Source organism: Rathayibacter sp. AY1F4 (genome assembly GCF_002931775.1).
Taxonomy (GTDB): domain Bacteria; phylum Actinomycetota; class Actinomycetes; order Actinomycetales; family Microbacteriaceae; genus Rathayibacter.
On record NZ_PSVE01000006.1, the window covers coordinates 22968 to 34714 of the forward strand.

An 11747-nucleotide genomic window follows, 5' to 3' on the forward strand; every position below is an offset into this window, starting at 1 on the left:
ACGATGATGTATAGCTGAGTGAACTGTCCGACGAGGGCTCTCGGCCCCGGCGGCCCGCCGGAGCGTCCTGCCGACCGGCGTCCTGCCGACCGGCGCTCACCGGGAGCGTCGGTCGGCAGGGGCGCGGTCGCCGGGAGCCTTTCGGGTCAGCGCTGGACGAGCGGGACGGCGATGTCCGTGACGTTCGCCCCGATGGTGCCGAGCGGAGTCGCCGTGCCGTTCAGCAGTCCGATCTCGTAGAGCGACCCGTTGACGGCGGCGAGGCCGACCGAGCCGATGGAGCTGCCGTTGCGGAGGACGGAGTAGATGTCGAAGCCGGTCGCACCCGCTGCGTCGAGGCCGAGCTTCCCGGTCGGCGCCAGGGTGCCGGCGTTGGCCGGGGACTGGATGGCGATCTGGTCGAGGGCCGTGTCGAGGACGAACAGGGTGGTCGCGCTGTTCGCGTCGAGGTCGTTGTTCGTGTACGCGGCCCCGGCGACACCGGTGGCCACGGCGGGCGCGGCGTAGCTGAGCGTGCCGTCGGCGACCGTCGCGGCGCCCGCGGTGGCGAACGGCTGACGGAGGTTCTGGCCCGTGTCGCTGACTACGCGCAGCGCGTTGGCGGCGGGGTTGAAGTCGACGCCGAAGGAGGTGCCGCTCAGCGCCACGGTGAGACGGGTCACCTGAGTGGCCACGCCGGTGGACGGGTTGATGGAGTAGACGCCGGCGCTCGCCGCGTTGTCGCCGACGCCGTAGAGGGCGCCGTCCTGGACCCGGTAGTCGATGCCGATGAGCGCGGTGTCGCCGCCGGTGAGGCCGGTGACGGCGACGCGGCTCGTGACCTTGCCGGGCTTGGTCGGGTTGAACTGCACGAGCTTCGTGCCGCCGTCGGAGAGTCCGACGACCCGCAGCTTCGCCGCCACGGAGCGGACCGCGTTGATCAGGTTCCTGTCCGACGCGCTGCTGGAGTCGCTGGTCGCCGCGGCGGGAGCGACGCTGCTCGCACCGGCGAGCACGGGTGCCACCGCCATCACGCCCGCGACGGCGACAGCTGCGATACCGACTCTGATGTTCCTGGTCATCGTGCACTCCTCGAGACTTGCGGTCGCCGGAGATCGGCGGCTCGGAAGGGGATACCGTCCGGAGCGCGCGAGCGTTCATCCGATCCGGAAACCGATCCGGAACCGATCTCGGAAGAGGTGCCGCGGGCGGATCACGACGGGGCCAGGGCTCGAGGCGAGTGCGCGAGTCGACCGTCCTACCGCCGCGTGAGCCGCTTGCTCGCGGCCTCGAGGATCTCGTCGGACAGCGCCGGATCGGCATCGGCGACCGCGCGGGCGACGACGACGGATCCGACCATCTGGGAGAGCGATGCGACGGCCTCTTCGCGAGCCTCCGCAGCGGACCTCTCGGTGCCCGGTTCGCTGGCTCGTCGTCGGGCTCGGGGGTCACGGCCGTGATGCCTCGGGAACGCGGGTCCTCACACCCGTCGCCGACGAGCACGGCTTCGATCGTGCAGCGCTTGGAGATCTTCGGGCATCAGGTGGTTGGTCCACGAGTAGTAGACACCGTCGCTGGTTTCTAAGGCTTCTTTCACGGCCCGCTTCCACAACCCGCGAGGTGGAAGGTCGGCAGCCTCATTCGTCCGCTGTTTCTCCGCGACCAGACTGGCCAGCCATGACGACGCCTCTGATCGGGCAAGGCTGCCGGCCTCATTGACCAACTGCGTGGCGGAATCGGTGGTAGCTCGATACTTGTTCGCTGCTACGGCGGCCCGCGCCGAGAGCGTTGCTGGCTGCAGGAAAAGGAGAGACGCGGAGAGCACGGCGGCGGCTGTAGCCAGCACCCCGGCCACCACGGGTCCAGCGAGCTCCGCGAACGAGGCGGCCCCCGCCGCCGCAGCGAGAATCGCTGCAGGTAATCCGACCCAGAAATTGACCAGTGACCAGCGACGCGCGAGCATGCTCTGCGCTTCAGCCGCGGTACGGCACTGCAACGCGAGCCCCCAGGCCTGACGCATGAGCCCGTCGTCATCTCCCACGATGCCCCTCTCGTCACGCGGAGCCACGCTGCTCCTGCGATACGTCTAGCACGGCGACCGTCCCGCGTACAGGCGCGCGTCTCGTTCAGACCTCCGCCGCCGTCATTTAGTCACGTGCTGAGCGATACAGAGGCGAGTCCGAGAACGGTCGTACTTGACGCGGCGGCCAGTCGGCTCGACCGGCCCAAAGGCGCCCATTCCGCGGCCTGGGGAGGTACCGCAGGCTCGCGGCGACCAGTGGGGCGGTGCAGTCGTTGTCGTGGAACTCCGACCGCCGCCCCGCCTCGAACGCGAGGACATCGCCCCACTCGCCCGCGACGCCGATCAGTTCAGCCATCACTGGACCCCGGTTGCGGGTGCACCGGCTCCGACTGCAGATCGCCGACACGACGCTGGACTCGCGTCGGCCGACGCGCCACTCCTCCGTGCTCCCAGCGGCGTCGCCGGTGATCCTCCGCGCCGGCGGTCCAGGACGGCGCCGAGCGCCTCCCGAATGTCGGTGCCCCCGACCTACACTCGGACGCGTTCGAACACACGTTCGATACCACGAGGAGGGAGCCGACCATGGGCGTGACCGTCGTGGAGCGCATCGCGACTCCGGCCTCGGACGCCGTCGCCGTCACCTTCCTCGTCACCAGCGAGGCCGTGGCGGCGGGATTCCCGTCGCCGGCGCAGGACTACTTCGACGGGTCCCTCGACCTCAACGACCACCTGATCCGCGACAGGACGTCGACGTTCATCGTCCGCGTCTCGGGCGAGAGCATGGTCGGCGCGGGCATCAGCGACGGCGACGAGCTCGTGGTCGACCGGTCGATCACGCCGACGCACGGGAGCGTGGTCATCGCGATCCTCGACGGCGAGCTGACCGTCAAGCGCCTCGAGCTGCACCCCGGGGGAGTGGTCCTGCGGGCCGAGAACCCGGAGTACCCGCCGATCCACGTCGCCGAGCTGAGCGACCTCCAGGTGTGGGGCGTCGTCACCGTCTGCCTCCACCGGCTGCACCGTGCGCTCTGAGCGGCGCATCGCCCTGGTCGACGTGAACTCGTTCTACGTCTCCTGCGAGCGGCTGTTCGATCCGAGGCTCGCGGGCAGGCCGGTCGTCGTCCTCTCGAACAACGACGGCTGCGTGGTCGCTCGCTCCGACGAGGTGAAGAGGCTCGGGATCGAGAACGGCACGCCCTGGTTCCAGATCGAGCCGCTCATCCGCTCCGGTCGTCTCCCGGAGGTGATCGCCCGATCGAGCAACTACGAGCTGTACGGCGAGCTCTCCGCGCGCGTGATGGAGCTGCTGGGCCGCTACTCCGCCTGGCAGGAGGTGTACTCGATCGACGAGTCCTTCCTCGGCGTCGACGGCGACGCGGCGGAGCGGGCGAAGATCGGCCGGGCGATGCGGGCGGCGGTCGCGAAGAACGTCGGGCTGCCCGTCTGCGTCGGATTCGGGCCGAGCAAGACGCTCGCGAAGTTCGTCAACAAGGGCGGAGCGAAGAAGCACCCGCGGCTGGGGGGCGTCTGCGACACGGACTGGTACACGCCCGAGCAGCTCGACGCGCTCATGGCCTCGCAGCACGTGACGGAGCTGTGGGGCGTCGCCGGCCGCACTGGGAAGCGTCTCGCGGAGCTGTCCATCCACACCGTCCGCGACCTCCGCGACGCGGACCCCGCGCTCATCCGCAAGAAGTTCTCCGTGGTCCTGCAGCGCTCCGTCTACGAGTTGCGCGGCGTCGACTGCATCCCCCTCGAGGCCGCCCGCACCGTCCGCGACCAGCTGATCTTCTCCCGGTCGTTCGCCACTCCCGTGACGACGATCAGCGACATGGAGCAGGTGCTCTCCGTCTACGCGCAGCGCGCCGCCCACCGCCTCCGCGCGCAGGAGTCGGTCACCAGGACGATGAGCGTGTTCGCGTCGACGTCGCCGTTCGCGGACGCGCCCTACGAGTCCGCCGGCGGCCTCGCCGGCTTCCCCGTGCCCACCGATGATCCGGTGGCGATGGTGAGGGCCGCGATCGGCACCCTGCGCCCGCGGCTGCGGGAGGGCGCGCGCTACGTGCGGGCCGGCGTCATCCTCACGAACCTGTCGCCTCGGAACTCCCACGCGCTGCTCGAGATCTTCGACACCGCCTTCGACACGAAGGGCCTCGGCGCCACCATCGACGCCGTGACGAAGCGCCACGGCCGGTCCGCGGTCGGCCTCGGGCTGGCGGGCATCCGCACGGGGCCGGTGTGGACGATGAAGCGCGACGCCCTCTCGCTCCGGGCGACGACGCACTGGGGCGAGCTGGCCACGGCGCACGCGCGGTGAGTCCGCCGCCGGGGAGATCGGGTCATCCGACGCGTAGGCGCCCGGGGCGGTCTCGGGCATGCTCGTCGCCATCGACGGGTGTCGGTGCGAGGACGGCGGGAGGACCCATGGCCGAGAGCTGGCAGGACGCGTCGGTGCGGGGCGTCGCGATGATCGAGAACGAGCTGGTCGTGCGCGACTTCCTCGAGGTGTGGAGCGCTCGCGACAGCCGCCAGCTCATCCCGTTCCTGCATCGGAGGTCGTCTACAGCGCGTCGAGCTCGCAGGAGATCGCGGGGCGGGCGCGGGTCCTCGAGATGTGCGACGAGGTCCATCGGGCGTTCACCGAGATCCGGATCGCCCTCGTCACGATCGCGGTGGCCGGCAGCGTCGTCCTCACCGAGCACGCCCTGCACCTCCGCTCGGACACGGGGGAGGGCCACTGGCTCCGCTGCTTCGGGAGCTACGAGCTCCGCGGAGAGCAGATCGTCACCTGGCGGCAGCTCCATGGCTGAGGGCCTCGCGTGACGGCGGTGGCCGGGCCCGCCCGCCTCAGGCTCGCCCTGGTGCTCCTGGCCATCGCCTCGGGCGCGACCGACGCGTTCGCGTTCCTCCTGCTCGGCGGCATCTTCACCGCGAACATGACGGGCAACCTGGTGCTGCTGGGGCTGTACCCCCGCTCCGCCTGGCTGACGACCGCGGCCGGAGCGGTCACGGCGATCGTCTTCTTCGCCGGAGCGGTCTACGCCGGGTTCCGCGCGACGCGGGCGCGCACGTCGCCGACCGTCGCGGGGAGGCGTCCGCTCCGCGCGATCGCGCTCGTGGGGGTCGTCCTCTAGCTCGCCGTCGCGGTCGCCTGGCCGACGGTGCAGAGCGGCACGTCGCTGCTCGTGGACTGCGCGTTCATCGCGACCAGCGCGGCGGCGCTCGGGCTGCAGACCGTGCTCGCGAAGCGGATCTCCGGCGCCGCCGGCCTGACGACGACGTTCGTCACGGGCACGCTCACGAGCCTGATGCAGGAGCTCGCCGAGCGCTCGTCCGGGTCGAGGACCGTCCAGGCGCTCATCGTCGCGAGCCTCGCGGGCGGGGCGGTCGTCGGAGCGGCGACCGTGACGCTCGCCCCGGCCTGGGCTCCGACGCCGGCCCTCGTGCTCTCGGCGCTCGCCGTCGTGCTGCTCTTCGCGCACCGCGCGCGAGCCGTGCCCGCGGGAGCGGAGCCCGGTGCCCCGCGTCCCGCGTGACCGGGATCAGGCGTCGAGCGCCCACTTCGGCCGGACCCAGTGGCAGGTGTAGCCACCGGGGTGCTTGCGCAGGTAGTCCTGGTGCTCCTCCTCGGCGTCCCAGAACTCGCCCGCGGGCTCGACCTCGGTGACGACCGGTCCGGGCCAGCGGCCCGACGCGTCGATCTCGGTGATCGTCTGACGCGCGACCCTCTCCTGCTCAGGCGAGAGGAAGAGGATCACGGAGCGGTAGGCCGTGCCGATGTCGTTGCCCTGACGGTTCTTCGTCGTCGGGTCGTGCACCTGGAAGAAGAACTCGAGCAGGTCGCGGTAGGAGAGCTGCTCGGGATCGAACTCGATCTCGACCGCCTCAGCGTGGTCGCCGTGGTGGCGGTAGGTCGCGTTCGGCGTGCTGCCGCCGGCGTACCCGGCGCGGGTGCTGAAGACGCCCGGCATGTCGCGGATGAGCTCCTGGAGCCCCCAGAAGCATCCGCCCGCCAGGATCGCGCGCTCCTCGGCCATCAGACGCCTGCCTTCGTGTCGTGCGCGAACTCGCGCGGAGAGATGATCATGCGGGCAAGTCCATCACGGCCGGGGACGTCGCGGGGAGCGTCGGACGACTCTCGGAGCAGACCGTCGGCGGGGGAGCCCGGCCCTCGCGCCTCGGCTCGTCGTCACTGCGCTCGGGACGCCGCCGGAGACGTGCCGGTGGGAACGAGTCATCCGACCGGGAGGCGCGAGCGGAGGCGGGCGGACGTCCGGGGAGACGGGCCGGCCGCGACCCGTCTCCCCGGAGGCCCGTCAGGGCGCGAGCTCCTCGCGGACGATCGACGCTCCCGCGCTCAGCGCACTGAGCTTCCCCCAGGCGAGGTCGCGGGGCAGCGGCGCCATGCCGCAGTTCGTGCTCGGGAGGAGCAGGTCCGCGTCGACGAACCGGAGGGCGCGTCGCAGGGTGTCGGCGACCTCCTCGGGCGTCTCGACGGTCCCGCTCGCCACGTCGATCGCTCCGAGCATGACCTTCTTGCCGCGGACGAGCTCGATCAGCTCCATCGGCACATGGGAGTGGTGGCTCTCCAGCGAGACGATGTCGAGAGAGGACTGCTGGAGGAGCGGCAACGACTCCTCGTACTGCCGCCACTCCGACCCGAGGGTCGCCTTCCAGTCGGTGTTCGCCTTGATCCCGTAGCCGTAGCAGATGTGCACCGCGGTCTCGATGCGGAGTCCCTCCGCCGCCCTCTCCAGCGCGGCCACACCCCAGTCGTGCACCTCGTCGAAGAAGACGGTGAAGGCGGGCTCGTCGAACTGGACGATGTCGACTCCGGCGTCCTGGAGGGCTCGCGCCTCCTCGTTGAGGATGGTCGCGAACTCCCACGCCAGCTTCTCGCGGCTCCCGTAGTGCCGGTCGGAGAGGGTGTCGATCATCGTCATCGGGCCGGGCAGCGCCCACTTGATGGGCTGATCGGTCTGCTCGCGCAGGAACCGGGCGTCGTCGGCGAACACGGGCCTCTCGAGGCCCACGGCGCCGACGACGGTCGGCACGCTCGCGTCGTACCGGTCGCGGATGCGGACCGTCTCGCGCCGCTCGAAGTCGACGCCCGTGAGGTGCTCGATGAACGTCGTGACGAAGTGCTGCCGGGTCTGCTCCCCGTCGCTGACGATGTCCAGGCCGCGGTGGTGCTGCTCGTGGACGGCGGCGCGCAGGGCGTCCTGCTTGCCCTCGGCCAGGGCGTCGCCGGTCAGCCGCCACGGGGACCACAGGGTCTCCGGCTGCGCGAGCCACGACGGCTTCGGCAGGCTGCCGGCGATCGATGTGGGCAGGAGCGGGAGGGACGTCGAGGATACGCGGGCGCTCATCGGACCGCTCCCGCGTACCCGGCGGCCCACTGCCGCAGCCGCTCCCCGTGCGGCTTCATGAGGTGCTCCTCCGCGAACCGCCCCTGCTCGACCGCGAGCCGGCCGCGCTCCTCGCGGTCGTAGGAGACCGCGGGCCGCACGTAGTCCTGCTGCTCCAGGTCCGGCCGGTAGACGTCGGCGGCGGCCGAGCGCGCGCCGTAGATCTCGGGCCGGTAGATCCTCTGGAACGTCTCCATCGTGCTGATCGTGGCGATGAGCTGGAGGTCCGAGTAGTCCTCCAGCAGGTCGCCGCCGCAGTAGAACGCGAGCGGCGCCGTGCTGCCGGGCGGCATGAAGAAGCGGACCCCGAGGCCCATCTCCGCGAAGTACCGGTCGGTCAGCGAGAGCTCGTCCTGCCGGTACTCGACGCCGAGGATCGGATGGAGGGTCCCGGTGCGCCGGTACGTCCTGCTCGTCGAGACGCTGATGCAGATGACGGGCGGCGTCGACGAGAGCTCCGCGTACTGCGCGGAGTCCCGGAAGTGCTGGAAGAGCGCGCCGTGCAGGACGCCGAAGTCGTCGGGGACGGTGAAGCCGGCCTGCGCGGCGTTGACCGCCGGCAGCCGCACGCTGAAGTCGTGGTCGCGGAGGTAGGAGGAGAAGTTGTTCCCCAGTGTCCCCGGCTGACATCGGCCGGTGCGGCGGTCGAGGATCCGGGTGCGCAGGACCTCCAGCAGGGGGAACTCCCGGTCCTCGCCGTCCGTGGTGAGCCGCAGCCCGACGGAGACGATGTCGAGCCCGACCGTGTAGCGGCCGCGGCTCGGATCGTCGCCCGGCACGAGATCGTTCAACCGGTCGTCGATCATCCGCAGCGCGGTCCGGAGGTTCTCCCGGCGGCGCTCGCCGCGGGCCAGATTCGCGAAGTTGGTGGTGATCCGGGAGCTCCGGGCCGGCGAGTAGTCCTCGTCGAAGGGGGTGAGGGTGATGCTGAAGGCGGGTTCGTTCGTCATGATCGGCCGATCGGTAGGAGGGACTGGGGCGGGGCGGGTCCCCTACGTCCCGAAGAGGTTGGCGCGGGTCCCGCCGGGAGCGAGCTCGTCGCGGAGGATCCCGCGGCGGCGCAGGACGGGGACGAGGTCGTCGAGCATCCGGTGCAGGGTGACCGGGTGCAGGTCCCCGGAGAGGAGGAGCCCGTCGCTGCCGCCGTCGTCGCCGAGCTCCTCGACGAAGTCGGCGAACTCCTCCGCGGTGCCGACGAAGCCGGCGCGCTCGGCGACGCGGCCCTTCCGCGCCTTCCTGGTCAGCAGCTCCCGCAGCGGAGCGTCCTCCGTGCCGCCGTACAGGCCGGCGATGGTGCCGTGCGAGACGTGCTCGCCGAACACCGACCGCGGGACGGGGAGGTCCAGGTCCAGCCCGGTGAGGTCGGTCTCCAGGTCGCTCGACCAGCCGAGCGCGATCCGCCGCAGCGCGTCCTCGTCGGGGTGGCGCGATGCCTCGACGACGCGCGCGGCCTCCTCCGGGCTCGACACGATCTCGGGCTTCACGACGAAGAGCACGCGCAGGTCGTCCGCCGTCCGCCCGTGCTGCTCGGCCGCGGCGAGCACGCGCGCCCGGTAGTCGCGCACCGCCCGGGCCTCCAGAGGGGCGAGCGCGAGCTGCACGTCCGACTGCGTGCCGGCGAAGGCCAGGCCGCGGGGAGACCCGCCGGGGGAGACGACGATCGGGTCGCCGTTCGCGAAGGGGACGGCGTTCAGGGGGCCGTCCACGCGGAAGTGCTCCCCGCGGTGCCGGAACGCGTCGATCCGGGTGCCGTCGGCGTAGCGGCCCGACCCGGGGTCGGCGATCAGCGCGCCCTCGCCCCAGCTGTGCCAGAGCCGGCGGACGACCGCCATCCACTCGTCCGCCCGGTCGTAGGCCGCGTCGTGCGACAGCGGCTCCAGGCCCACGTGGCGGGCGCTGCCGACGTCGGTGACGAGGTTGATCCCGAAGCGGTCGGAGCTGAGGTGCTGCAGCGTCGCCGCCTGCCGGGCGGCGAGGTACGGGGGCGTGATGCCGGCGTTGATCGTCGGCGCCAGCCCGATCCGCTCGGTCGCCGCGAACAGGTACGGCGCCAGGAGGAGCGGATCGTGCTTCGGCCCGCCGTACGCTCCCCGCACCCGCAGGTCGAGCGTCTCCGGGGAGCCGAGCGAGACGGCGTCCTCCATCACGATCAGCTCGAAGCCGGCCTGCTCCAGCTCGCGGGCCGACTGCTGGTAGAGGCCGGGCTTCGTCCAGTCGTGGTTCCACTCCCGGTAGGGGTGCCCCCACCCCTGCGGGCCGAAGCCCCGGGAGAAGAACCAGCCGAAGTGCTGACGGCGAGCCATGCTCACACCTCCGCGAGTGCGGGGAGGGCGCGTGCGCGCACCGCGGCGAGCCCGCGCTCGAGGTCGCGGAGGAGGTCGTCGACGTCCTCGATCCCGATCGACAGCCGGAGGAGCCCGGGGTGGATCCCGGCGGCGGCCCGCTCGGCGGGAGTGCGTCCGGCGTGGGTGGTCGACGCGGGGTGCAGCACCAGCGAGCGCACGTCGCCGAGGTGGGTCATGTGGCTGAACAGCTCGACGGCGTCGATGAAGGCGGCCGCGCCCGCCTCCCCTCCGGCCACGGTGAAGGAGAAGACGGAGCCCTGCCCGCGGGGGAGCAGGCGCTGCGCGAGGGCGAACGACGGGCTCGACTCCAGGCCGGAGTAGTCGACCGACACGACCTCGGGCCGCTCCTCGAGGAAGCGGGCGACGGCGAGGGCGTTCGCCGAGTGCCGCTCGACCCGGAGCGACAGCGTCTCGACGCCCTGCCGCAGCAGGAAGGAGTTCAGCGGTGACGGGGTCGGTCCCAGGCGGGAGACCACGATGTCCCGCGTGTACGAGACGAAGGCGCGCCGGCCGTGCTGCTCGGTCCAGCTGCGCCCGCCGAACGACCGCTCCTCCTGATTGAGGTGCGGGAAGAGCGCGGGGCGCGCCGCCCAGTCGAACGTGCCGGCGTCGACGATCACGCCGCCGAGGGCCGAGCCGTGCCCGGCGAGGAACTTGCTGGTCGAGTGCACGACCACGTCGGCCCCGTGCTCGATCGGGCGGAGGAGGTAGGGAGTCGCGAGCGTGTTGTCGACCACGAACGGCAGCCCGTGCCGGTGCGCGATCGCGGCCAGCGCCGGGAGGTCCAGCAGATCGTTCTTCGGGTTGGGGATCGGCTCGCCGAAGAGGACCCGGGTGTCGGGCCCGATCCGCCGTTCCCACTCGCCGAGGTCCGACGCGTCGTCGACGAAGTCCACGCCGATCCCGAGCCGCCCGAAGTTCTGCACCAGCAGCCCGCGGTTGCCCTCGTAGAGGCGGCGCGACGAGAGCACCCGGTCGCCGGCCTGCAGGATCCCCAGGAGAGCGGAGGCGGTCGCCGCCTGGCCGCTCGCCACCAGGATCGCCTCGGCGCCGCCCTCGAGATCGGCGAGCCGGCGCTCGACCTCCTCGGTGGTCGGGTTCCCGTTGCGGGTGTAGAGATAGCCCTCGTCCTCGCCGGCGAACCGCTCGCGGGCGTGCTCGAAGCTGTCGAACACGAAGCCGGCGCTGAGGTGCACGGGAGTCACGCGCGCCCCGTGGGCGCCGTCGGGCGCGGCACCGGCGTGCACCTGGCGCGTGGAGAAGCCGGCCGCCGCGGAGGCACGGGGTGCGGGCGCCGGGGTCGAGGTCGCGGCGCTCGCCGCAGTGGTCGCCCCAGCGGTGGTCGCGGTGTTCGCCGGTGCAGTGATCGTCACGGTGTGCTCCTGTCCAGACGCCCGGAAGGCGGATGCCGGGAGCCTGTCAGGCCGAGGGGAGTGCGCGCCGGATCGTGACGGAGTGTGACTGCCAGGGCGCCGTCGCGGGTCGTGGAGGTCGACCGCTCGGAGTCCGCGGATCGTGCCTCAGCTGTGCGTCGTGTTCGCCCGGATCTCCTCGACGGACAGCTCCGGCGCACCGCCCGCCGCAGCCGCCGGGTCCATCCAGACGAAGTCCCAGTGGTGGCCGTCGAGGTCGTCGAAGCTCTTCGAGTACATGAAACCGTGGTCCTGCTCGCCGGCCGGGGTCGCGCCCGCGGCGAGGGCCCTGCCGTGGAGGGTGTCGACCTCCTCCCTGCTGTCGGCGCTGAGGGCGAGCTGCACCTCGGTCGAGGTGGTGGCGTCGATGATCGGCTTGCTGGTGAACTCGGCGAAGAACTCCCGCGTGAGCAGCATCGCGGTGATCGTGTCGCTGATCACCACGCTGACGGCGTTCTCGTCGCTGAAGCCCTCGTTGATCGAGTAGCCGAGCGACTCGTAGAAGGCCCTCGCCCGGGCGAGATCGGCGACGGCCAGGTTGACGAAGAGCATGGTGGGCATCGGTGCACCGTTCCTGTCG

The 11747-nt window shown here is 71.7% G+C and carries 11 protein-coding genes and 1 pseudogene; 4 read left to right on the plus strand and 8 right to left on the minus strand.

What is annotated here, in order from left to right; translation table 11 throughout:
• Positions 1 to 146: 146 nt before the first annotated feature.
• Positions 147 to 1061, minus strand: a complete 915-nt coding sequence (locus tag C5C59_RS04950; RefSeq protein WP_219812471.1) for a DUF4394 domain-containing protein — start codon at positions 1059 to 1061, stop codon at positions 147 to 149.
• A 398-nt stretch (positions 1062 to 1459) separates the two neighbouring features.
• Complete coding sequence (locus tag C5C59_RS16990; RefSeq protein WP_146082848.1) at positions 1460 to 2020, minus strand: SLATT domain-containing protein; 561 nt, start codon at positions 2018 to 2020, stop codon at positions 1460 to 1462.
• A 564-nt stretch (positions 2021 to 2584) separates the two neighbouring features.
• Between C5C59_RS16990 and C5C59_RS04955 the strand changes: the two genes are divergently transcribed.
• From C5C59_RS04955 to C5C59_RS17545, 4 genes and pseudogenes are all read left to right on the plus strand, one after another.
• Positions 2585 to 3034 carry a LexA family transcriptional regulator gene (locus C5C59_RS04955; RefSeq protein WP_104238880.1) on the plus strand — a complete coding sequence of 150 codons (450 nt, stop codon included), beginning with the start codon at positions 2585 to 2587 and terminating at the stop codon, positions 3032 to 3034.
• Positions 3024 to 4319 carry a Y-family DNA polymerase gene (locus C5C59_RS04960; protein WP_104238881.1) on the plus strand — a complete coding sequence of 432 codons (1296 nt, stop codon included), beginning with the start codon at positions 3024 to 3026 and terminating at the stop codon, positions 4317 to 4319. The genes C5C59_RS04955 and C5C59_RS04960 overlap by 11 nt, the downstream gene beginning before the upstream one ends.
• A 58-nt stretch (positions 4320 to 4377) precedes the next feature.
• Positions 4378 to 4812 carry a nuclear transport factor 2 family protein gene (locus tag C5C59_RS04965; RefSeq protein ID WP_104238882.1) on the plus strand — a complete coding sequence of 145 codons (435 nt, stop codon included), beginning with the start codon at positions 4378 to 4380 and terminating at the stop codon, positions 4810 to 4812.
• 51 nt (positions 4813 to 4863) lie between these two features.
• Positions 4864 to 5538 (plus strand): annotated as a pseudogene (locus tag C5C59_RS17545) (YoaK family protein).
• A gap of 6 nt (positions 5539 to 5544) precedes the next feature.
• On the opposite strand, the gene msrA reads toward C5C59_RS17545, so the two are convergent.
• The 6 genes from msrA to C5C59_RS05005 all read right to left on the minus strand — a co-directional run bounded on the left by msrA (position 5545) and on the right by C5C59_RS05005 (position 11728).
• The gene (gene msrA, locus C5C59_RS04980) at positions 5545 to 6039 is read right to left on the minus strand and encodes a peptide-methionine (S)-S-oxide reductase MsrA (protein WP_104226547.1); all 495 of its coding nucleotides are present in this window, start codon (positions 6037 to 6039) and stop codon (positions 5545 to 5547) included.
• 279 nt (positions 6040 to 6318) lie between these two features.
• Positions 6319 to 7371 (minus strand): methionine synthase, encoded by a 1053-nt coding sequence (locus tag C5C59_RS04985; protein WP_104238885.1) that lies wholly within the window; start codon positions 7369 to 7371, stop codon positions 6319 to 6321.
• On the minus strand, positions 7368 to 8360 hold the full coding sequence (locus C5C59_RS04990) for a putative oxygenase MesX (protein WP_104238886.1): 993 nt from the start codon (positions 8358 to 8360) through the stop codon (positions 7368 to 7370). Before C5C59_RS04990 ends, C5C59_RS04985 begins: the two co-directional genes overlap by 4 nt.
• A gap of 42 nt (positions 8361 to 8402) precedes the next feature.
• The gene (locus C5C59_RS04995; RefSeq protein ID WP_104238887.1) at positions 8403 to 9713 is read right to left on the minus strand and encodes an LLM class flavin-dependent oxidoreductase; all 1311 of its coding nucleotides are present in this window, start codon (positions 9711 to 9713) and stop codon (positions 8403 to 8405) included.
• A gap of 2 nt (positions 9714 to 9715) precedes the next feature.
• The gene (locus C5C59_RS05000) at positions 9716 to 11128 is read right to left on the minus strand and encodes an O-acetylhomoserine aminocarboxypropyltransferase/cysteine synthase family protein (protein ID WP_258062593.1); all 1413 of its coding nucleotides are present in this window, start codon (positions 11126 to 11128) and stop codon (positions 9716 to 9718) included.
• Positions 11129 to 11275: 147 nt separating this feature from the next.
• Complete coding sequence (locus C5C59_RS05005) at positions 11276 to 11728, minus strand: VOC family protein (RefSeq protein WP_104238888.1); 453 nt, start codon at positions 11726 to 11728, stop codon at positions 11276 to 11278.
• Positions 11729 to 11747: the final 19 nt, after the last annotated feature.